This window comes from Aquirufa sp. ROCK2-A2 (genome assembly GCF_054558485.1).
In genome coordinates this window covers 1-23,121 of record NZ_JBPXKA010000014.1, presented here as the reverse complement: position 1 = coordinate 23,121, position 23,121 = coordinate 1, and the positions used below count along the sequence as shown (strand labels likewise).

Annotated in this window: 22 protein-coding genes; 6 read left to right on the top strand and 16 right to left on the bottom strand. The window is 34.1% G+C overall.

The window, feature by feature from the left end; genetic code table 11:
- Positions 1 to 17: 17 nt before the first annotated feature.
- From V7S76_RS12950 to V7S76_RS12905, 10 genes are all read right to left on the bottom strand, one after another.
- Positions 18 to 1,832, bottom strand: a complete 1,815-nt coding sequence (locus V7S76_RS12950) for a tetratricopeptide repeat protein (protein WP_459510561.1) — start codon at positions 1,830 to 1,832, stop codon at positions 18 to 20.
- A gap of 3 nt (positions 1,833 to 1,835) precedes the next feature.
- Entirely contained in the window at positions 1,836 to 4,310 is a 2,475-nt protein-coding gene (locus tag V7S76_RS12945; protein ID WP_459510560.1) for a hypothetical protein, read from the bottom strand.
- 51 nt (positions 4,311 to 4,361) lie between these two features.
- Positions 4,362 to 4,799 carry a hypothetical protein gene (locus V7S76_RS12940; protein ID WP_459510559.1) on the bottom strand — a complete coding sequence of 146 codons (438 nt, stop codon included), beginning with the start codon at positions 4,797 to 4,799 and terminating at the stop codon, positions 4,362 to 4,364.
- Between the two features lie 66 nt (positions 4,800 to 4,865).
- On the bottom strand, positions 4,866 to 5,654 hold the full coding sequence (locus tag V7S76_RS12935; protein ID WP_459510558.1) for a hypothetical protein: 789 nt from the start codon (positions 5,652 to 5,654) through the stop codon (positions 4,866 to 4,868).
- A gap of 75 nt (positions 5,655 to 5,729) precedes the next feature.
- Positions 5,730 to 6,251 (bottom strand): DUF350 domain-containing protein, encoded by a 522-nt coding sequence (locus V7S76_RS12930; RefSeq protein WP_459510557.1) that lies wholly within the window; start codon positions 6,249 to 6,251, stop codon positions 5,730 to 5,732.
- Between the two features lie 13 nt (positions 6,252 to 6,264).
- Complete coding sequence (locus V7S76_RS12925) at positions 6,265 to 7,995, bottom strand: hypothetical protein (protein ID WP_459510556.1); 1,731 nt, start codon at positions 7,993 to 7,995, stop codon at positions 6,265 to 6,267.
- Positions 7,995 to 9,182, bottom strand: coding sequence for a hypothetical protein (locus tag V7S76_RS12920; protein WP_459510555.1), 1,188 nt, complete (start codon positions 9,180 to 9,182; stop codon positions 7,995 to 7,997). The genes V7S76_RS12925 and V7S76_RS12920 overlap by 1 nt, the downstream gene beginning before the upstream one ends.
- On the bottom strand, positions 9,179 to 10,339 hold the full coding sequence (locus tag V7S76_RS12915; RefSeq protein ID WP_459510554.1) for a hypothetical protein: 1,161 nt from the start codon (positions 10,337 to 10,339) through the stop codon (positions 9,179 to 9,181). The genes V7S76_RS12920 and V7S76_RS12915 overlap by 4 nt, the downstream gene beginning before the upstream one ends.
- A 5-nt stretch (positions 10,340 to 10,344) precedes the next feature.
- On the bottom strand, positions 10,345 to 11,583 hold the full coding sequence (locus V7S76_RS12910; protein WP_459510553.1) for a DUF4407 domain-containing protein: 1,239 nt from the start codon (positions 11,581 to 11,583) through the stop codon (positions 10,345 to 10,347).
- Positions 11,584 to 11,593: 10 nt separating this feature from the next.
- On the bottom strand, positions 11,594 to 11,857 hold the full coding sequence (locus tag V7S76_RS12905; protein WP_459510552.1) for a hypothetical protein: 264 nt from the start codon (positions 11,855 to 11,857) through the stop codon (positions 11,594 to 11,596).
- Positions 11,858 to 12,227: 370 nt separating this feature from the next.
- On the opposite strand from V7S76_RS12905, the gene rpiB reads away from it, so the two are divergent.
- A complete protein-coding gene (gene rpiB, locus V7S76_RS12900) occupies positions 12,228 to 12,671 on the top strand; it encodes a ribose 5-phosphate isomerase B (protein WP_459510551.1) in 444 nt (147 codons plus the stop codon).
- A 1-nt stretch (position 12,672) separates the two neighbouring features.
- Here the strand turns inward: rpiB and V7S76_RS12895 are convergent, their stop codons facing one another.
- A complete protein-coding gene (locus tag V7S76_RS12895; RefSeq protein ID WP_459510549.1) occupies positions 12,673 to 14,043 on the bottom strand; it encodes a hypothetical protein in 1,371 nt (456 codons plus the stop codon).
- Positions 14,044 to 14,133: 90 nt separating this feature from the next.
- Between V7S76_RS12895 and rbfA the strand changes: the two genes are divergently transcribed.
- Positions 14,134 to 14,502 carry a 30S ribosome-binding factor RbfA gene (gene rbfA, locus V7S76_RS12890; protein WP_459510548.1) on the top strand — a complete coding sequence of 123 codons (369 nt, stop codon included), beginning with the start codon at positions 14,134 to 14,136 and terminating at the stop codon, positions 14,500 to 14,502.
- 19 nt (positions 14,503 to 14,521) lie between these two features.
- On the top strand, positions 14,522 to 15,751 hold the full coding sequence (locus V7S76_RS12885) for an ABC transporter permease (protein WP_459510547.1): 1,230 nt from the start codon (positions 14,522 to 14,524) through the stop codon (positions 15,749 to 15,751).
- Here V7S76_RS12885 and V7S76_RS12880 read toward each other — a convergent pair.
- The 5 genes from V7S76_RS12880 to V7S76_RS12860 form a co-directional block, all read right to left on the bottom strand.
- Positions 15,738 to 16,976 carry a dicarboxylate/amino acid:cation symporter gene (locus V7S76_RS12880; RefSeq protein ID WP_459510545.1) on the bottom strand — a complete coding sequence of 413 codons (1,239 nt, stop codon included), beginning with the start codon at positions 16,974 to 16,976 and terminating at the stop codon, positions 15,738 to 15,740. The genes V7S76_RS12885 and V7S76_RS12880 overlap by 14 nt on opposite strands.
- Entirely contained in the window at positions 16,954 to 17,421 is a 468-nt protein-coding gene (locus V7S76_RS12875) for a hypothetical protein (RefSeq protein WP_459510544.1), read from the bottom strand. Before V7S76_RS12875 ends, V7S76_RS12880 begins: the two co-directional genes overlap by 23 nt.
- A gap of 5 nt (positions 17,422 to 17,426) precedes the next feature.
- Entirely contained in the window at positions 17,427 to 17,729 is a 303-nt protein-coding gene (locus V7S76_RS12870; RefSeq protein WP_459510543.1) for a hypothetical protein, read from the bottom strand.
- Positions 17,730 to 17,735: 6 nt separating this feature from the next.
- Positions 17,736 to 18,410, bottom strand: coding sequence for a hypothetical protein (locus tag V7S76_RS12865; RefSeq protein WP_459510542.1), 675 nt, complete (start codon positions 18,408 to 18,410; stop codon positions 17,736 to 17,738).
- A gap of 73 nt (positions 18,411 to 18,483) precedes the next feature.
- Positions 18,484 to 19,650 carry a class I SAM-dependent methyltransferase gene (locus V7S76_RS12860; RefSeq protein WP_459510541.1) on the bottom strand — a complete coding sequence of 389 codons (1,167 nt, stop codon included), beginning with the start codon at positions 19,648 to 19,650 and terminating at the stop codon, positions 18,484 to 18,486.
- Between the two features lie 98 nt (positions 19,651 to 19,748).
- Between V7S76_RS12860 and V7S76_RS12855 the strand changes: the two genes are divergently transcribed.
- From V7S76_RS12855 to V7S76_RS12845, 3 genes are read left to right on the top strand one after another with little or no spacing between them, the layout of a single operon-like run.
- Entirely contained in the window at positions 19,749 to 20,231 is a 483-nt protein-coding gene (locus V7S76_RS12855; RefSeq protein WP_459510540.1) for a (2Fe-2S)-binding protein, read from the top strand.
- Between the two features lie 11 nt (positions 20,232 to 20,242).
- Complete coding sequence (locus tag V7S76_RS12850; protein WP_459510539.1) at positions 20,243 to 22,411, top strand: xanthine dehydrogenase family protein molybdopterin-binding subunit; 2,169 nt, start codon at positions 20,243 to 20,245, stop codon at positions 22,409 to 22,411.
- Between the two features lies 1 nt (position 22,412).
- Positions 22,413 to 23,000 (top strand): nucleotidyltransferase family protein, encoded by a 588-nt coding sequence (locus V7S76_RS12845; protein ID WP_459510538.1) that lies wholly within the window; start codon positions 22,413 to 22,415, stop codon positions 22,998 to 23,000.
- The last annotated feature ends 121 nt before the right edge of the window (positions 23,001 to 23,121 follow it).

Here is a 23,121-nt window from a genome sequence, read left to right as displayed (position 1 = left end):
GATAAAGAAGTAGGTGATTAGAGGTCATATAATTTTTGCTCTAAAAATTTAGTATTTGGGTGTTCTGACCCAAGTGATTTAATAAATATTCCATAGGCTTTTAGGTAATATTCCTCAGCTTTAAGTAAATCGATTTCATCTTTGAAAACATCACCAAGGTAAGTATAGGTAGATGCAATAGATTGATTCTTTTCGCTATGTGTATTTACTTGTCCGGCTAAAGATTTTTCAAAATATTCAATAGCTTTTTTAATATCTCCTTTTTTAAACCAACTTAATCCCAAATCATTGTAAGCGCTCCAGACAGAGGGATGTTGATCACCATGTACATTTAATCGAATGTTTAAAGATTTTTCAAAATTTTCAAGTGCACTATCATAATCCCCTTTGCCTCGGAAGGCTGACCCTAAACTATTGTAGGATTCCCCTGTTGTAGAATGTTGATTACCAAGGACATTTAATCGAATGTGTAAAGATTTTTCAAAATTTTCAAGTGCACTATCATAATCCCCCTTGCGTTCGAAAGCTGAACCCAAATTATTGTATGCATTCGCTGTTCTAGGGTGATGATCTCCATGGACAATAATATATGTAGATAATGCTTTTTTCAAGTATTTAAACGCCTTTTCAAATTGCCCTTTGTCACTCCAAGCTGCACCTAGATTATTATAAGTATTGACACTTAGTGTATGTTGATTACCGTGGATTTTCACTCGAATAGCCAATGATTTTTCAAAATAATCAATGGCTTTATCATATTCACCTTTCTCACCACATACCGTTCCCAAATTATTATAAGTCTGACCTATTGAAGGATGGTGATTACCATGGAATTTCAATCGAATTGATAATGATTTCTCATAAAACTCAAAAGCCTTGTCAAATTCATATTGATCAAACATAATTAATCCGAAATTATTATAGGTTAATCCTGTGGAAGAGTGAACTTCTCCATGAAGTGCAATATTTATGTGTAATGATTTTTTATAAAAATCTATTGCTTTTTCATAATTACCTACAAAATAAAATTGCTGTCCTAATGAATTATAAAATGTGGAAGCCAAATCGCTTTCCTCATTTAATTGATAATCTTCTAGGCTTTGAAGTTTATTAATTCGATCATACTCAGGTATATATTCTATTGATTTAACATATATTATTGCCTTTTTCAAATCAGTAGGGACAATCAGCTCATTAATTTGATGGTAAACTAGAGCTAAAACATTATTTTTTTGTGTTTCTTCTAGATAATTTATTGCTCTACTTAGCGCTTCTGTATCATTATCCGTTGGATCAGCAAAAAGTTCATTGGTTACCCTGCTAATTTGATCAGAGTATGCCTTTGTCAGTTCTTCCTCAGAATTAATTTGACCTTTAATATTTAAAAAAGAATGAGCTAAAGGCTTTGCACATAAATCTAACAAATCACCTCCTGAATCAATAAGCCACATCAACCTCGATAAATCATTCTGGTTTACATCCCTGATCAAACATTGTTCAATCCCTTCTTTTAATCCATTTAATTTATTTCCCTCAACCATTTGTTTCAATACTTCCGCACCACAGCCTTCTGTTTGTTTAAAAATCACCTCTCCGAGGATGTAATGAAAATAACCTTCTACTGTAAAGCCTACGTACAACTTTTCTTCTCTGACTGACTCGGTTAAAACCCCTTCAAGTAACATTTGTTGGAAAGGTGAATCGATTTGAATACTTTTCACAAAATCGCCAATTTGGTTGTCGTCAAATAGCATATCAACCGGCAGGACATGTTGCTCCTGTTCAAGCATGAGTTCAGCGACACGAAAAAGAAGAAAATGATTATCCGTCATCGCTTATTGACAAATTAGTTTTTCGTGATACAAGGTCCAAATGCTTGTGAATACTCCACGACTCTTTGGCAACCCCTTCCCATTATTCAACTCTAGGAATAAACGAAGCAATAACGGATTGTCGAGCTGGTCGCTCAATGAGCGATCATGATAGGTTAATTCTTCGTACGTGAAATTTGGTTTACGTCGCACTTTATCTTGTTTGTCGCTGACATATTTATTCCAAGCACCTTCAACTTCTACTTTATTTAATGGCTTTAACCAGTGGCAAGATTTCGCAATCAGGCTTTCCTCTCGAGCACCTTCATTGGCATCGCTATAAATAATAGCCTCATATTTTTCATCCGCTTGAGGCAATTCACTTTTGGTATTCACACGCCAACTCATTACAATTTTAATATGACCACCTTTGTATTTATCTAAAAATTGGATAATTGAATCAAAAAGGGCCTTTGAATTGGAATTTTCATTGGCTCCATCAATCAATATCATAATAGGGTTTTCCTGCTCGTAGGTAACGAATCCAGCATCTTCAAAGGAACTATCAGGAGAAAGATTTAGTCGATAACATAACTCCTCCCATATATCGGGGGTACGAAACCGATTTCCCCGAAGTAAAATAGTATCTAGTCCTCGTTCTTGATATTGACGATTCATTTCGACCAATAAATTCGTTTTGCCACTACCCGCTTCTGCTGCTAAAAAGAATAAACCTGCTCGAGCTCCAATCCAAGAGCGGAGAGCCAACTCAGCATCTTGCCGTTCCTGATATATTCCCTTGATTACTTTTTTCTCACTCAAAAGCGATTGATTAGTGGCTTCATTGTTTTCCTTTAAGAGAGCCTTCCAACTCACCTCATCCAAGTCTTTCATGAAAACAGGTTCTTGCTTTTCTTTTTCTCGAATCATCAGATTCAATTGCTCCAATACCTTTTCATTATTAGTTTCACCATGGACACTTTCCGGGCTAAAGAAGACGATGCGGCTACCTGTATTTTGTTCATATACCATTAATTTTGCTCGTTCTGAAACTTCTTTAATAAAGTATTCCCCAGGCAAAATAAAGAAGGGGACAATACTCAATTCTTGATTATCAGCGTTGAGCATGGCAACATTGCTTTTTAACTTTTGTCTGAGATTAACCTGGGTTATTTCATCTCCCATCAATCGCCAAGACACTGTTTTATCACTGCTGACGATGGTATAATTTTTACAGAAATCCATTTTTACCAAAAGTTCTTTCAACAATTCAAAGTTCTCTTCCCAAAGAACAGCACATTTTTGATCAGATGGAACGGTACCATGTCCGAGGTAATGATTACGAAAATTGATTAGTTGGCCAATGGCTGTTGTTCCATTTTTTTCGTAGGGCAACGTCTCCACCTCCTCGTAATACTTTGGCAATTCCTTTACAAACCATTGGTGATTATGTTCACCTAATGCTTGAATGGCACTACGCATAAATGCATTCCAATGCCCAAATTGAGGTCGATAAAGGAAGTTTTTAAATGCCCGATTAATTTCCCCAATTTTTAAATTACTATTGAAATATTCTGATGCTGTTAATAGTCCTACATATTTCAAATAATTAAGAAAAACCTCCTTTATTAAATGCAGCCGCTTAAAACTATTTTCTTCCTCTAAGGCTCTTTTATATGGGTGAGCTAGAAAATAAGGATAGGTTTCTATGATTTGGGTATCCAACTCATCCCAAGACCTGGCATCCACAAAACTCCGTGTTATATCCTGTTGAATACCTTCCATGGAAAGTTGTTCCAAAGAACTAAACAAATAGTTTTGAGATTGGTATTCAAGGCTAATCGAACCGTTGCAAGATTGTTCATATCCATGAAGACTTTCCCCCGTAGCAGTATCCTTAAATTGGAAAGTCTGACAGGTAAGCAGTGAATCAATGAATGTATCCAAAATTGGTTCATATGTTTCGTAAATCTTCCTACTCTCAATCTCTGAATAAACTGTCCCATGTCCTACATATTTATTTCTGAAATTGATCAACAATTCTATTGGAGTATTGGTCACATCAACTAGCTGCTTTTGTCCTTTTCCGTCAATAACCGTGTTTTTGACGGTCATTCTTTTTATTGAGGGTTGTTTCATGCTTTTTAATGAAACACCAAAAAGACTAGCGAGTTCAGGAGATAAAGCATTTGATTTTTGCTTGTCTAATTCTTGAATCAATTTCGCTATCGAAGAACTCCAAAGCCCATGACTATCTTTTGTCATTAGGGTCTCAATGGATTGTTCCAATGACTCATTGATAAGATTCTCTTGCTCAGCGATACTTATGATGGCATATCCGTACAATCTGAAAAAACCTAAAAGTACATCCGAGATCAAATGTAATTTTTTGAAATAATTGCTTGAGCAGCTCAGATTATATAATGGGTAAGAAATATGAACAGGTATTTCGCCCAATCGTTTTAATTGATTATTTTCTTCGTTGACTTTTAAATTCATCTCTTAATTTGATTAATATTGACATCAAATAATGGCTAAAGGGGAATCGACTTATTTTTCAACTTCATTCAGAATTGAAATCATTTCCGGGGAATACCAACTTTTATATTCAATCATGAAATCTTTAAGCACAACACTTATTTCTAATTGACCAACAATAAAATTTTTCCACCTTTGCCAAATATAATTCGGAATATTTTCTCTCTGTAATGTAACATTATCACAATAGTTCGCAATCATTTCGCAGCATATCAAGACTTGAACTTGATTTTCTGAATTAGGTTCAAGTTTTTTATTATGATAGAAATAGTCATAAAGAAATGGATTATCGTGAATCAATTTCAAAATTTCATAAGACAATCCACACAAGCTAGTATATGTCTCTCCGCGCGTTGCAAGAGCTTGCTGAGTAATTTGGCGTACAACAAAGTAAAAACCTATTATATTCACTATAATAGATGCAATTGATAGAATCGTATCAATATTCATAATTTTCTAAATCTTTAAATGAATTTTTAAAAATAATACTAAAATTGATTTCAGCCCAATTCCAACTTACAATACAATTTGTATCCCGGTTGAAATACTATAATAGTAATCAGAAATAGGTACCACCCTATTTGAATCATACATATGATCATAATGTAACTGGAAATTCACATGCTTTGAAAAATTAAAATTAAAATTGCAATCCCAAAACCACCTTGGTTTCATGAAATCATTTGTTAGAGGGAATTGGACAAACGAAATGGCAGAAAAGTCGATATTTTTTACAATTTGAAAGGCTGATTTTATATAGGTGTTAAACTTGAAAATATCTTTTCTAATGATGTCCGCATTGCTGGGAACTAAGCTTTCATTTACACCAACCCAATTCCATGTTTCTTGTTCTCTAAACACTCCAGTAGCCGTAATAAAATCAAAACCACTTTTTTCTATCCAACGTTGTCTTATGTTAAAACCCTCCAAATACCTACTTTCCATTCCCCAAGCTCCATTCCATTGGTATTGTAGAAAAAGTTCAGGGCTAAACTTTCGTGTATCATTATCTCGATACCTTAATTGTAGAATTCCCTCGTTTTGGATAAAAATTCCACCATTTGTGGTTAAATCATTTTTAACAGAACTAATTAATGCATAATTATTATTAAAAATACGGTCATATTCAAAGTTAGAGTTAAACTCTGTTACATTATTTTTTTGTTTGTCGGAGTTAAAACTAAATGTACCTGAAAGTATGTAATTACGATGAAGGGAGTCCGAAACAAGTTCTCTATCAATGACCAAAACCTGCCCAAAAAGAATATTTTGAATAAATAGCAATAGGATAACTATTTTTTTCATCTCATTGGGATTAAATTTATCTTTCTAATTGTTGCCCTAAATCTTTTAAATTTAATTGAAAAAAGATTTTTTAAACTAAAATACTCTTGGAGTAGGAGGGTAGGGAATAAAGGCTTCAAAAATCATCTCCAAACCACCAGCTACAAACTGGGTAATAACTAAAATAATTGTGCCTGAAATCAACGCTACCGCCACATTTTTGTTTTTGATTTCTTCAAATTCATTTAAGCCTTGGGTTAGCCAATTAAATAGAACAAATGATATGGATACTATTATGCCTGAAACGATTGTACTTACAACAAAAAATCCAGTAATGGTATAGCTTGCTCTACCCAATACTTCCTCTATTTGTAGCCCCATATTCATTAATCGATTCGTAAAATCGACAGCGGGTTGCAATGCGGCATTGACCATTTTGCCTACAGAAAATAAAACAAACGACAACAATACTCCAAACGCCATATTATCATATCGAATTTCCATTTTGTCTAAAAAAAGCTTTTTCATTAACCCAAAAACAAAAAAGCTAAGTAAGATTCCGTAAACTAAGCCTAAAACGACTTCTAATACGCCTAAATAAAGTGCAATGGTGTTCATAGTTTATACTTGTTTAATTTGTTATAGCAATATGCCACTTATCCATATCTGAAATTTCAGGTGATAATTCGCCAGGCTTAAAGCCGGGAGCGGTGGTTTCCCACACTAAATATTTTCTTTTTGCATTCCCTACATACTTTCCCCTCATTGGCAAATCAATTCCCAAAATACAATGTCCATACTCTTCACTAATTAACATGGCCACGGGGTATTTATATCGGCTCAATAACTCAAAACATAATAAGGACCTTGTGTCGCAATCCCCCTTGAGATTATGTAAAAACTCATAACCTCCTTGGATTCCAAACTTGATATTGGGTAAACATTCCTTTCCGTCTTTATGATATTGAATCAAGAATGAACTCCCACTTTCCTTAATCGCTTGTTGGCATGATTGATCATGAACCAGGACATAAGGAATGGTTTGAATTGATGTAACTATCGCTTCGGCTAATTGCTGGCGATCCCATTTATTTGCTGTATTTAAACTATCAAAAATATGGGCATAGGCATCAATAGTCTTTTCATCCTTTTTTACAAGTTCTTGATATACCTTAGAAATGTCGTCTGATTCATATTTATCCCTGAAGCTAAGTGATTTGTCGAATTGAGGATAAAATGTGAAATATCTGCCGGCTAATTTATTCACTTCATAATCTTGCCAATTGCGAACATGGAGTAGTGAATCACCCATCTTCAATATCTTGTTATTTTTAATAAATTCATCTTTTTGCGTATCATCATTTAACGTGTTGTTATTTCCACCAAGTAAATACCATAGCGCCATAATGGCAAGTAAACCTAGCAATAATCCTCCAATCAAATTAAATATCCGTTTTAATAATCCAAATCCAGAGGAAAAATAATTAAGCAAAACCCAAATAAATGTTACAATTGCCAAAAAATTTAGTAAGCCAAATTGCTTACTTATTAGAGCATATATTATTAATATGAATAAACCAATCAAAATAAACTTACTAAATGGACTCCATTTTCGGTCTTGTATAGATGACCTAGATTTATAGATGTCAATGGTGGGGCTTAATTCGTCTTTTTTATTGGTTGTCAGATTTGAATAACCAACGAAAAACCGCTTAAATGACCAAACTAAATAGATGATCCCGACAATCAATATTATAGGGAAAAATACACTACTAAAAAACAACCAAATCAATAATCCTAAGACTAGGAGTGATATCAAGAAATTCTTTTTCTCGGATTGAAAAAATGAATGAAGACGTGGATTATTTAATGTTAATTTAGTTGTGTCATCGACTAACACTTGTGGGTCACTTTCTACAATGCGGGTCCTAATTTGAACTAATTCTTGCTTATTTACAGTTTTTTTTTGAACTATAACGGGTGTTGTTACTTGAATTTTTCTCAAAAAATAGGCAGTGCCTTTTACAACATAATTATCGACATCATTCAGATGAACCTTTTGCAAAAATTCTACCTCATTAATTAATAATCCATTAATGTCTTCTTTAAATGCGACATCATCATGACTAAGCCCTTTTAACCTGATCTTTATATTAGGTAAAGTGCTGTCAAATTCCAAGTAAGGATTTTTACGTTCTAATTTAGGGTCAAATTCATCTAGAATTACCGCATTACTTATTTCAATATGCGATAATAGCACATCATTTACTTGCTTTGAACCAGTGGACAAATAAGTTTCATCAAAAGCTGATAATGCTTTAAAATCCCCTTTTACCCAAACATTTATTATTCTAATCGCCATTAATGTTGCTCAATAAATATGCGTTTTTTAAATCCTTGCTCGTTGTAAAATTTATACATCTTGGTAGCACCATCATCCATATTGACTAAATAGACTTCAGCGGTACAAATACCATATTTACCATTACTCAAAGCCTCAAAATCGATTATATTTTTACCATAACGCATGTTTTTCAAAACAACTTCTTGTTTGGCATTCAATACCTCAAGTGATTCTTCTAAGTCTCGTCCATTTAAACTTAATTTAATTTTATCTCCATCTTGCCGATTTGAGTCGAAAAATACTAGCTTGTAATTCCCTGGAGGAACGACAAATGTGGTATCTGAAAATTTATTCTTTTGTAGATTAACTAGTTTATCACTCTGTTCTATCTTTTCTTTACCTGTAGGTATGTCTAATTTTTTGTCATTCTTCATAGCATCATTCTTGGCACTATTCCAGGCATTACTTGAATAGTTTAAACAGCCTTTAAATAAAAATAGCATAAGAAATAGTAGCCCAAACATGCGTAATAATGGCCATAAACATCCAGCTCTCTGGAGTGATGGGATATCTGCTTTTGTATAAAATCCTGGAATAAATGGCAATAACCAAGAGAAACTAAAACAATTCATCAACAGTCCAAGACAGCCAATTCCTGGTTGAACTGGTGCACTCGAAACAACTTGAGTTTCAATTTCTGCAATCGGATTAGGAATGGGAAAAGGCGTTTTTTTTATTGCCAATGGCTTTGGATTGCCGACTTTAAAATACAATTCACCAGCGATCTCTCCGTAAGCAAAGCCGTCTTTAACTAATGAATAATTGAATACTGGATTTTTAATAAAGCATTCTGGACGATAAACGGATGTTCGTAAAAAATCTACATTATTAAAATAGAACTTATTAAATTGGATTGCTAATTGATCATCTAATGTAGCATGAAAATATGTCGATTTTTTCATTTCAACCAAAGTGGACTCCCAAAGTTCATTCGGGATAACTTTAGCATCTGAAATATTTATATCCTTGTAAAGGATAATGTCAAAAACACGTATCGAATTTTTTCGTTTATTTTTTAATATACTCGTTAATACTTGATTGTCAATGTGTTCTGGACCCTTAAAGAGGGCGATTACGTGACCATAGGCAAAAAATGAATCATCTACCTTTTTATTGTAAATTTCAGGAGTTATGTATGTACTCATGCTAATTCATTCGTTAAAAATGTATCTAACTGATTTTTCAAAGCCACTTTTTCAGACTTCAATTTCGCAATTGGCAAAAACGGATCATTACTATTTATTTGACCAAGTGAATACCCGTATGAATCGATTATTTTTTTTATTTCTTGATTTGATTTAATGAATTCTTCTTTAATAAAATCTATTGTTTTGTTTTCGAGTTTGATATCCAAATCAGATTCCGTCAACACCATTTGGTAACGTAGATAGAATGGATAAATAAATGTAAATACTAACAATCCAATCATTATAAGTGATAGGAAAATTAAATTTTTTAAAAAATGTTGAATACGATAAATTCCGTATTTGCTATATTGAACTGAAAGTTGGAGCTTACCTAATCCTACCTTGTATTCCGCATCTAGTTCATTAATTCTATTAGGTATGTTATTTAACTCATGATTATGCAGTAAGTCCCAATCCATTATCTGCTTCTCTATAATCGTTAAGTCAACTTGCAAGAAGCTTTTATGGAATTCATCCGGGGCTTTTTCGATTTTTGTAAGTAATTCAATTTTATTTTTTTCAATTTGCAAGCGATCTGACCGAAGTAAGTTTAATTGATTTCTTAAGTCGTCAATTTGATCTCCATATAAACTTGGATAAGCTTTTTCATAATTGTGAATAATTTCCTGCCCATGAATTTCTTCTAAATTCGGATAAAATAGCATGCTTAAACCCAAGGTTAAACCACAAAAAATAGTAAAGGAAAACCCAATGATATAAGTTATTCGAAGAATTATACTTGTAATTAGTTGGGATTTTTTGGGTACAGAATCATATGTCACTTCCGATACATCGATCTTAGTTTTGCCAATTATGATCTGCGAATTAGTCAAAACTTTGTTTTCTCTTTTTAAATAACTCAATCTGCGGAAACCAGAGAGTAAAATAAGGGTAATAGAAATATAGATAAATGTAAATAATGCTCCCGTAATAAATCCCATGATCCATGAAAAGGAAATGAAATAAAATAGAATAATCGCACTGCAGAAAAATACAGTAAATTGAATTTCTAACCAAAGTAGAATTTTCTCTACTTTGGCTAAATCATTAACATTTGGCAAGATTTTTCCACCAAATGTTAATGAATCTACGATTAAATATCTAAGGAGTTTCAAGTTATTTATAAGAATTTCGCTGGGTTATCTTTAATCTCAGAGTTCATCTGGTTTGTCCAACTTTCGTTTGCGCCCTTAGCTACATCAGACATGGCATCAACTTGTAAATACTTGTATTCTACAACAGCTTTTTCACCTTCTATATGAGGAGGCAATTCAATAATTCCTGACTTGGCTAAAATCAACTTCTTCTTATTTTCTTCTAAATAATCATATGGACCTTTAATCATCATTAATTTAAAGAAAATAGGTCCTGTTTCAATCATCAATAGAAGTGCCATAATTACCCATGGAACCAAGCCCCCAATCTCATGAGAAATGTGAATTCTTGCCAATAATCCATCAAGCTGATTTTTTCTTTTAACATTTTCTTTCTTTAAATCTTCGCGCTCTGACTCAATATTTTGAACTTTTTCCCGATAGATAGTTGCATTTTTCTGTAAACGCTCTATTTCAGGTTTTGCTGCCTCGACTGATTGCAAACGCTCCAATTCTAATTTATCTAAATTTGCTTTTTTACTTCGGTATGCAGGTCCCATCCCAACAGAACCATTCGCCGTTTTTCCAGCAGCCTCATCATCCAATGCTTTCATTTGATCTTTCAATTCCAAACGACGTAACTCAAAATAGGCTTGCTTATCTTTTATTTCTTTTTCTACTTTATCTAATTGGACTTTCCAAGAAGAAGCTTTCTTATTGATGATCGTATCAGATTCAGCATTCAACTTTTCCAAATAGGCATTTTGCTTGCTCTGTAATTCTGCATCAATTTCTGATTGCATGATGCGAATCTCTAAAGGAGCTGACATTGTAACTCCAATAATAACGGCCATAATTATACGTGGAATTGCATTCACTAATTCTTTGAACGAAATGCTATCTTTCCCATCTCCTTTACCTGTCGAAGAAATAATAAATCGGTCTAAATTAAAAATCATCAAACCCCAAACAATCCCTCCAATAATGGAGCCAATTACAGTCCCAACAAATAAAGTATTGTCTATGGCATCTCCCTTTGGCGAAAAAATTGTGTAAAAAGCATAGCCGGCAGAAAAAGCGGCTAAAATTCCGGTGGCTAGTACGATTCCACCAAGTCCTGCATATTTTGAATGATCAGAGGGAGGACAATGTTTGTCTAATAATTCGACATCTGCACCAGCGCAATTCCACAAGAAACGAAGAAATCGACGATTATTAGGTACTTCGTTTATTAAGCTTGAATCAGTTTTTTGTTCTGTTAACATAATGAATTCATTAGGGATTTAATTGAGACAAATCAATTGTATTAATACTTTTTAATTCTAAACAAGTAATATTTATTTTATTGGGTTTGTTTTCTATTCTTGACCCATCAATACTTAAATTTTTTATTTCAATTTGAGGCATTACTGCAGGTTTGATAGCGAGTTTTTCCTGAAAGGCAATAATTAATTCGGGAATTATAACTTCATTTTCAATTAATCTAACTTGCTTAATTTGAAATGGAGACCACTGAATTTTCCATACCCAGTTTTCCATTAATATTTCTTGAGGAAATACTAATTCATATTGGAAAGATTGCAAATTGTAAGACGAAAAACGAATGAAGATAAATGGAAATGCAAATAGGGAAAACTTGAACTTGCTGGATACAAAAACTAATTTCATTTGCTAGAATATTTTTTTAAATTTAACGATATATTTCCCAACGTTGAAACTTAAATAGTTTTATTTATTTAACGGTTATAAAACAATAGAGCTTTTAAATTGAATTTTCAGTGGATATCTTAAAATTAACTTTGATTTTATCCTTCTTATTTTTCAACTATTTAGCAATCACATTTTTATTCTTATTCACTCGTAAATGTAAAATTTATCCATGTACCTTTGTGAAATTTTATAGCTATTTATGATTAATACAATAACCTTTGCTGTCGGTGGTGATCACGCTGGCTTTGAATATAAAAATGATTTAATTCAATATTTAAAGGAACAAGGTATCGAAGTAAAAGACTTTGGTGCCTATTCATTGGATTCTGTGGATTATCCTGATTTTGCTCATCCTGTGTCTGATTCGGTAGAAAAAGGGGAGGTGAGTTTTGGTTTATTGTTGTGTGGAAGTGCCAATGGAGTTGCTATTACCGCAAACAAGCATCAAGGTATTCGCGCAGGTTTGGCTTGGAATACGGAAGTAGCCTCGTTAATACGCCAACATAATGATGCCAACATCATTTGTTTACCTGTCCGTTTTATTTCTTTAGAAGAAGCTAAAGCATGTCTTCAGATATTTATTGATACGCCATTTGAAGGCGGAAGACACCAAGGCCGTGTAAATAAAATTTCTTGCTGTTAATCTATTTGATTCTTTTGTAAAGATTTGGTTCAATTAATTGATACTGGTTATTTATTTGAGGTAAATACCGACTAATTATTTGAAATTTATTCGTCGGGTCATATATGTAGCTTGGTGTATCTTTTTGTAAGAAATCCGAAATGGAAATGACATTTTTATATTCATTGATACCACTGAAGATAAATTGCGATAATTCCCAATTGATGAATGGCCCCACCATGATATTTGCTTGGTATTCTTCAATTTGAGGACCTAATACCATTAATTTCTCATTTCTTATCTTCAATTTATTGTTTGTTAATCGATCCAAATCTTTGGTGGAAAATTGGACATTCAAACTGACGGCTGTTCCAATTATTAATGCCCAAAATATCAATTCTTTTTTCCAATTCTCACGATAGATGTAAAATGTATTTAGCCCAAAAAGCACCATACATGGCATTATGAAAACTAAATTGGCTCTTGATAAACTTGGTAATGTGAAAATGGAAAGGATGGAGAAAAGGAGAAAGATTAGATTACTTTGAAAGACTTTTTGAGCATGCGCTTTGATTTTCTTACTACGGCTAACTCCCCATAAACCCAATAAACCAAATACAATCGCGGGTGAAAATACAATGAAAATTTGTTGCCAGTCCCGAATATTAGGTGCTTGATACGAAAAAGCAGATTTTTTAAAAACCTCTAACATGAATGTTAGGTTGCCATTGTACATAAAAACGATGGCTGTTAAAACAACCACAAATAAATATCCGACAAAGGTTAACAATACTTGCCGTATCGTAATACCTGTGTAGAATATTAGGCTTAATAAGGCCCAAAATATAAATATGGTGTAACTCAAATAGAAAATACTGGCAATTCCGATAAAAATACCAATAAAAAATACACCATCATTGGTTTGAATACGTGTTTGCTGAGAGGTAATTTCCCGCCAAGCTAAAAGTAAAAAGGTTAATCCAATCAAGGCAGGCGTCGGAACAAAAAACTCAAAGGATAAGTGAAAAGTTAGCAAATAAATGATCATTGGAATTAATCCAATTCGAGGAAGTACATGGTGCTTACCCAAGGTTTGTTGGAAAACCCAAGCTTGAATACCAACAATAGCGGCAGCAATAAAAATGTTCCAACTTATAGGGATGGATAAATAACCGAGTAATCGATAAAATAATGCTGAAAATGGACTCGTATTATCTTTTATTTCGGCATAAAGTTGGAATCCTTGGTTGAGTTTATTGCCCAAAAGATGGTATTTGAATTCCCATGGAAAAGGGGATAATTGTAAGAAATAGACAGAATAGATTCCTGCAGCCCATAAAATCAGACTAGTAATAAGCGCAAATCGGTAATTTGATTTTAATAATTCAAACATATTTTTCTTTTCGACTTGCTAAATTACGGTGAATCCAATTATTATTGTGAAATTTGTAAAATTTTTGACAAGTAAAGAAAAGGAGAAATTATGGAAAGTAAACGTCAACAAAAATTTGGAAGACAAATTCAAAAAGATTTAAGTGAAATATTTCAGAAGGATTTCAAAGAAATTACGGGAAAAGGGATGCTTACCATCACAGATGTTAAGGTCAGTCCCGATCTTTCTTCTGCGAGAGTCTATTTAAGTTTTCTATTGGTTGACAATCCAACCCAAGTGGTACAAGCTTTAGAGGATAATAATAAGTCGATACGTACGGTTCTAGCCAATAAAATTCGTCATCAAGTACGAATCATCCCATATTTATCGTTTTTCTTAGACGACACGGCAGAATATGCGGCTAAAATAGATGCCTTGTTTGAAGGATTAGTCATTCCGCCAGCAACCGATGATGAATAAATAGTTTAATTGAATTTCCGTGAATTTACCTTTATTTATTGCTAAAAGATATTTTTTTACAAGAACTAAGGCGAGTTTCATCACCTTTATTTCTCGGATTTCTATGATTGGCGTAGGAGTGGAGGTAATGGCTTTGATTCTCATTTTATCGGTATTTAATGGTTTAGAGGATTTTCAAAAAGGCTTATTTCGGACCTATGATCCTGATTTGAAAATTATTCATCAAAAAGATAATCGTTTTTCTTTCTCACCTACACAAATACAACAATTACGTAAATTACCGGAAATTAAATTCATTAATCCTGTTTTAGAGGATCAAGCCCTTATTCGTTATGGTGGTAAACAATTGGTGGTACGATTAAAGGGTGTCACGGATGAGTTTCTGAAAGCAAAACGTTTAAAGGCACAAGTGACCGAAGGTGATTATTTGCTCAATGATTACGATCGTAATTTTGGTCTAGTGGGTTTAGGTGTTTTTTTAAGTATGGGAATGAGTTTTGAGGATGTATTTACTCCCATTGAAGCCTGGTATCCCAACCATCAATCGTTGAAAAATTTTTCCATTAATTCGGAAGCCGCCAGAAGTAATGTTTTTTTTCCCGGAGGTGTACTTGAAGTAGAACAAAATTTTGATAACCAAATGGTCATTGTTCCATTGAATTGGATGGAGCAGTTGGTGGGATCTGAAAATCAATTTTCAGGCATTGAATTAATGCTACAAAATGAAGATCAATCCCTTGAAGTCAAAAAGAATATTCAACAAATTTTAGGTTCCTCTTTTGAAATACAAACACGTGATGAACAACATGCTATCTTGTTGAAAGCGATTAAAATTGAAAAATTATTTGTTTTCTTAATCATGGCCTTCGTTATGGGAATTGCCTCATTCACCTTATTTTATGCACTTTCTTTGTTGGTAATTGAAAAGAAAAAGGACCTTTTTACGATGTTAGCCATGGGAATTACCAGAAAACAATTATTTCAAACTTTTCTGCTAGTAGGGATTTTGATAAGCTTCTCTGGAGCCTTTTTAGGAATGTTTTTAGGATTCGGTTTTGCTTGGATGCAAGAAACATTTGGTATTATTTCCTTGGGTATACCCAATGCCTTAATTGATGCTTATCCGATTAAAATGGAAGTAGCAGATTTTATTTGGACCACTTTAATAGTTGTCATCATTACTTTTTTAGCGTCGATATTTCCAGCCTATAAAGCAGTCCAAATTACATTTACGTCTAAGACTCAATAACTGGATTAAATTCCCCTTCCCATTTAGAAACGACGCAAGTTGCGACTCCGTTTCCTGCAACAGAAGTAACGGTTCTGCCCATATCCAAGAAAGGATCAACTCCTAACAATAAGGCAATTCCTTCGGCAGGTAAATTAAACATGGTTAAAGTGCCAGCAATAATCACCAACGAAGCTCTAGGTACTCCAGCAATTCCTTTGGACGTAATCATCAGCGTTAACAACATCGTTATTTGTTGTTCTAAACTCAGTTGAACTCCATATGCTTGTGCAATAAATCCTGTAGCGAAGGTCATATAAAGCATGGATCCGTCCAAATTAAAACTATATCCCAAAGGCAAAACAAAGCCCACAATTCTTCGGCTGCATCCAAATTTCTCCAAGGCCGCAATCGTTTGAGGAAAGGATGCTTCTGAACTAGCTGTGGAAAACGATATTAGCAAAGCTTCTTTTAAAGCGGTTAATAATTTCCAATAAGGGATTTTGTTGACCGCGCAAATGATCCATAAAATAACGGTGGTAAAAAATAAGAGTCCACCTAAAAAGCATAACATCAAATAACCATAGCTAATCAAAATGCTCAATCCTTTATTGGCAACTACGGTGGTCATCGCTGCAAAAACGGCATAAGGCGCCACTTCCATGACATAGTTGACCATTTTAAAAACAACCTCAGCTAAATTTTCTATGACATGTATCAATTTTTTGCCCGTCTCACCAATGGATCCTAAAGCCACTCCAAAGAAAAGGGAGAAAATGACAATCTGTAAAATTTCATTCTCCGCTAATGCTTTGAAAAAGCTATCTGGGAATATGTGTAAAATAAAATCTTCCAAGGTTTTGACTTTGGAACCGTCAATACCTGTATCTGTGCCTGCTGCGGGTTTTGGCCAACTTTGTAAACTTCCTGGCTTGGTAACATTCACAACCACTAAGCCTGTTAACAAGGATAAAATAGTAGCAAAATAAAAATAGCCGATGGTTTTGATTCCAATACGGCCCACAGCTTTGAAATCACCTAGTTTGGCGATGCCAACAACCAAGGTGCAAAATACCAAAGGACCTACGATCATTTTGATTAATCGCAAGAAAATTTTAGAAATAACCTGGAATTTAGCAGCCCATTCGTGGCTAACTTCTACACTAAAATTCAAAAAGAAAAATTCTCCAATGATAAGTCCAAGGACAAACCCAATAATAATTTTATTCGTTAAGCTTAATTTCATAAGATGTTGATAAGAGTTTTTTATAAATAGGTATACGGTAAAGAATCATTCCATAGAATAAAGGAAACAACAGGTAATCCAATAATACAAACTTTGATTTGTATTCGATGGAATCTACTACTGCGCTAGTGGAAGCACTCAGCATTTTTACACCATGTGTATGTTCCCAAAATGTTAAACCAAATGGCATTTTCATCCCTTTGTCGGTAAAATAATTGAGGTTTTCCGTTTCTTTATTGTCAATAATAATGGAACTCCAAGTGGTTTGCCATATCCCAAAATCCATTCTCAACGCTACATGGTCATTTATTTGACATCCATCAAAAGTTTCAATCTTTACGATGGGGAAGGGTGGAGAAAGTTTGGCTAATAAATTTCGATCAAATTGCTTCCAAACATGATTCATATTGGCTTTGATGTCTGTTTGGATGCTAAATTTGGGCATATCTTTTAAATAGAAAAAATAATTTTTATGAGAGTTGTCAATATTTTTTTCACTCCTAAAATTAAATAAGATCCCCATTTTTGAATGTTATTGGCGGATTGTTCAGACTCTTTGGAGGTATCTTTTTTTTCCTCTAAATCGGATGGATATTTAGATGATAAGGAATTAATAGGGTATTTATTTTTAAGCGAGTCAGAAGTAATCTGTGTATTTTGTTTAGCCTTGATGGAATTATATTCAATCAATCCAAAGCTACTCGTTGTGATAAAAACAAAAAGAATAATGATTTTGATGGATAGGTTTTTCATAGATGTTTATTTTTTTAATTTTTGTTTAGCGGTTTCTAATTTTTGACCTTGAATAACAACGGAATCCTCACTTGATTTCAAATCCAATTGATTTTGAACTTGATTAGCTAAAATCTTTTCTTTAGCTAATTTTGCTTCATCTAGGCGTAAATTTAACAAATCAGTTTGACGTTTATTGGCTTCTAATTCACGAACTAATCGTTCAGCATATCGTTGGTTTTTGGTTTTTGTTTTAATTAATTCATTTAATTTTTTCTCTTCCAATCGGGCAGCTTCTTCTAATTGAGCCAATTTAACGAAATTGTCTAACCAAATACTTGCTTCTCGATAACTAGGATGTCCAGATTTGATGTAATTATCAGTTCCCAATGGAATTGCAATAAATAATCGTACACGATTTTTCTCTTCGGTTATTTTGGAAAGCACAGTAAACTCATTTTCGGAAATCGATTTTACCTTGGTGTTATTCGAAATAATGGCTCCATTTCGGCCTTTTTCTACATTCCCAAACTCATTTAAGTATTTTTTCCAACTTTCAGTCACATCTTCTTCTGCTGCATTGATGTAAGTGTAAAATCCTTCTTTTTTAGCACTTTCGATTTCAGAAATTCCGGAAAAAGTTTGTCCCAATGATAAGAAAGAAATAAGAAAAAGAATACAGAAGTTGATTAAGTGTTTCATGATATGATTATTATAATCCTATTAACGGATTTTAATGAGCAAAGGTATATTATTTGTTGAATTTTAGAAATTATTATTGGACTTTCCTGCAAATTGCTACTTCATTTTTTCCTGCGAAATTTTGATAGGCTAAAATGCTTTTATCTCCACCATCACCTAATTTCCATTTTTTCCTTAATTCAACACTCGACTGTGGAAAATTTCGGGTTATGATATTTCCCCTTTTTTCCGGAATATAATCATTGATCCATTTTGTATCAGCTGTTCCTGCCGTTAAGACCTGAAAAATTTTACCTGGAAAATTTTCGATGATTTGATCCGATGTGTATAAATGTGTGTGCTGTGAAATTTTTTCAACTCCCAATTGACAGATACTCTTAAAAAATCCAGCCTTCATCAATCCTGGATGTGCTTCATAGAGATATCTTTTTGCTTGGGAAAAAGTTGTCATTTGTTCTTTTTCAAAAGCTCTAGTTTGTGAAAAAATAAATGGATTTTCACGACTTAATTCAATCACATGAATCAGGGCATGCTCACTGGCATTTTTAGTCTTTTTGAAAAGTAATTCTTTGACCTCGCCTTTTAAAGCTACCACATAGACCTCATCCACACCATTTAATTCATTTACTGCACGATCAATATCTAATAATGGACTTGTTTTTATCAGTAAATTCAATCCTTTGTCAATGAATGGTAATATTTCCATCACATTCGGCTGACAATCTTTGAACAATAATACTTTATCTCCATGTACATTCCTTCTAGCTGGATCTAAATAAACATAATCAAAATCTTCGTAATGTTTATGTAGGTAGGAGATTCCGTCTGTGTGATGATGCTTAATTTGATTAGGAAGTAATATTTGATGATTGTATTGCGAAATTTTCACTAAATCTTCTTGCTTTTCTACATAATCTACTTGATTTCCAGCTTTGGCAAAGGCCCAAGCATCCACGCCCATACCACCTGTAATATCAATTATTCTCCCAGAAATCAAACAGGCTTTAAACTGACTTGTTTGTTCTGAGGAGGATTGTTCCAAGGAAATATTGGCTGGAAAAAATAGGCTTGGTTGGGCAACCCATGTAGGAAGTTTGTCTTTTAGCTTTTGCCTAGCATGAATTTGATGCACGACCTTTTGGAAATCAACTGAATCAATTTTCTTCTTTTTCAAGGCAAGTTGAAATGGATCAATCAGAAGATTTTCTTCAATAAATAAGATTTCAGAATCATTTAACATTCAACAAAAATAATTCTTTTTATTCACAAGGATTAATTTATCCATTTTTAATAGAATGAATTTGATTTTATTGTAAATTCAGCCATAATTTTAAAACTATGCCTCTTTATTCACTAACAATTAATTCAAAAAAGCATCGAGTAGATGTAGATGCTGAGACACCCTTACTGTGGGTTATTCGAGATATCGTCGGTTTAAATGGTACCAAATTCGGTTGTGGGATGGGACTTTGTGGAGCTTGTACCGTTTTAGTGAATGGAGAACCCATTCGTTCCTGCTCAACGCCCGTTTCCACTGTAAAATCAGTCGATAAAATTGTTACTATAGAAGGCTTATCTGCTGATAATCAACATGCTGTTCAACTAGCTTGGATCAAGGAACAAGTTCCACAATGTGGATATTGTCAAAGTGGTCAAATACTCGCAGCAGCTTCTTTGTTAGCCAAAAACACGCAACCAACTGATGATGATATAGACCAAGCCATGGCCGGTAATATTTGTCGATGCGGAACGTATAACGATATGCGTAATGCTATACATGTAGCAGCCAAAGCAATCAATCAATCTAAAAAAGCTAAATAAATTATACAGAGATGAACACAAATAACGCCAATTCTCGTAGAGATTTTATTAAAAAAAGTGCTTTTTCAGTCGCTTTTTTAGCTTTAGGATTTTCAGGTAAATCTCAATCAAATACCCTTAAAAAGCTTTCTAAGGTGTCCAATATGGCCATTGAAATGAATCCTTATATTTTGATTGATGAATTAGGTCAAGTTACGCTATACAATGCTAGGCCAGATATGGGTCAGGGTACTTTTCAAGCATTACCGATGTTGATTGCAGAGGAATTGGAAGTTCCAATGTCTTCTGTGAATGTGGTGATGTCGGATGGTTCTGCCAAATTTGGGTCTCAATTATCGGGTGGCTCTTCATCTATCCGTACTCGTTGGATTCCCATGCGTACTGCCGGAGCAGCCGCTAAAGAGATGTTGATTCAGACTGCTGCCAAAAAATGGAATATTTCGGTAGCTGATTGTTATGCCAAGGATGCCAAAGTTTATTCAAAAAAGTCTAATCAGAGTTTCTCTTATGGCGAATTGGTCGAAGAGGCCTCTCATTTGCCTATTCCAGGTAATCCAAAATTAAAATCAGCCAATGAATTTACTCAAATAGGAAAATCTTTGCCAAGAGCGGATGTACCAATGAAAGTAAATGGGACGGCAATTTTTGGTATGGATGTAAAACTTCCTGGAATGTTGTATGCTGCGATTGCACATGCACCTATGATTCATGCCAAAGTGAAATCTTATAATGGAGAAAAAGCGATCGCACAAAAAGGTGTCAAGTTTGTGCTGAAAACAGAACGAAAAATGCCTCATGCCAAAACAGAGGCGGTAGCTGTTTTAGCCGACACCTATTTTGCAGCACTAAAAGCAAAAAAAGCCCTAACAATTGAATGGACTTCGGAAGAAGCACCTGATATGAATACAGATGCCTATTTCCAAAAATTGGAAAAAGCAGGTAAGGAGAAAGGGTATGAATACAAAGATGCCAAAGTCGGCGAATTTGATAAAGCTATTTTGATTTCAGATAAGGTGCTCGAGGCGAATTATCAGACTCCATTTTTGGCTCATGCACCCATGGAGCCCGAAAATGCAACGGTATTTGTGCAAGATGGACAAGTAGAAGTTTGGGCACCAGTTCAAGGTCCTGACGCTTTACTGACTGAATTGGCTCAATATTTACAAATCAAACCTGAAAATATTAAAATCAACGTTACTTTTTTAGGAGGTGCCTTTGGCCGAAAAGCGTATTACGATTATGTATTGGAAGCAGCTAATTTATCCAAACAAGTCAATGCTCCTGTCAAGGTCATTTGGACCCGTGAGGACGATACCCAACAAGGGCCGTTTAGACCAGGAATGTTATCTGCTATGAAAGCAGGTTTAAATGAGCAAGGTGATATTTTAGCTTTTGAACATAAATTAAATGGAGCGTCTATTTTAAATCAAGTTTTCAGAGCACCTCTTGGTGAAGGACCTGATCCTTGGGCTGGGGAAGGGATCAATCTTGAAGATAGTCCATATGCTTTTCCCAATCGACGAAATTCCTTCAATTTGGTACAAACCAAAATTCCAATTTTGTGGTGGCGTTCGGTCTATGCCTCCACCAATTTGTTTGGACAAGAAAGTTTTCTAGATGAGATAGCCAATTTGACCAAAAAAGATCCTTTGGATCTTCGTTTAAACATGTTGAAAGACCATCCAAAGTTTACGGCCATATTGAATAAATTAGCTGAAATATCCGATTATCGTAATCGCAAGAAACGTGGAGAAGCGATTGGTATTGCTATTTCAAGATCATTTGCTAGTTCGGTAGCACATGCATTTTTGGTAGAGAAAATAGGCGCAGGAGTAAAAATAAAGAAGGTGTTTTCTGTTATTGATTGTGGCATTGCCTTAAATGAAAGAAATATTATTGCTCAAACGCAAAGTAATATTGTGATGGGATTAACGGCAGCCATTAAAAATGAAATTACCGTGAAGAATGGTGAAACCCAGCAAAGTAATTTTCATGATTATGCGGTGTTGAGACAAGGAGAAATTCCGACAGTTGAGGTTTTTGTGATGAAAAACGAAGATCTACCAGGTGGGGTAGGTGAACCAGGTTTACCACCTGTCGCTCCTGCTTTATGCAATGCCATTTTCTTGGCAACAGGAAAACGAATTCGTAAATTACCTTTTGATATAAATCAAATTTAAGATGATACAAGGGCTAATTTTAGCTGCTGGAACCTCTTCCCGATTGGGTCAAGCCAAACAATTGTTGGAAATAAAGGGTCAAAGTCTGTTGGAATTAGCCATTTTATCTTTGTTGAAAAGTACTCCGCATGTTTTAGTTCTTTTAGGGGCTGAAACAACTAAGTCAATCGAAATTATTCAACGTTTACAGGTCACTCACAAAGAATTATCCTATTTTGTATGTGAGTCCTTTTTGTCGGGCATGGGAAGTACCTTGTCGGAAGGACTCAGGTATTTAAAGTCGGAGCAACCCGTTTTAATTCATTTGGTCGACTTACCCTTGGTGAATGAAAATCATTTTAACACCCTCATTGATCATCATTTGCAACAACCTGAAAAGGCCATCATCAGTTCCTTTCGTGGGCAATCTGCCCCACCTATTTTGATTCCAAGCCACTTTCTTTCTTTGTTTTTTGAATGGCAAGGAGAAAAAGGCCTTGGTCAATTTTGGAAAACAAATCCGCAATTATGTGAAATTGTTGATTTCGATGAAGATTTCAAAGATGTGGATACGATGGAGGATTATTGGGAGGTAATAGGTATTAGGTAAAAGGTAATAGGTAAAAGGTAATAGGTATGTACTTGCCTGAATTTGGTTGTCACTTTTCTTTCAACTTTCAGGTTTATTTAGTTTAAAGTTAATAATTTATTTCTTGGTTGTTCGGGATTAA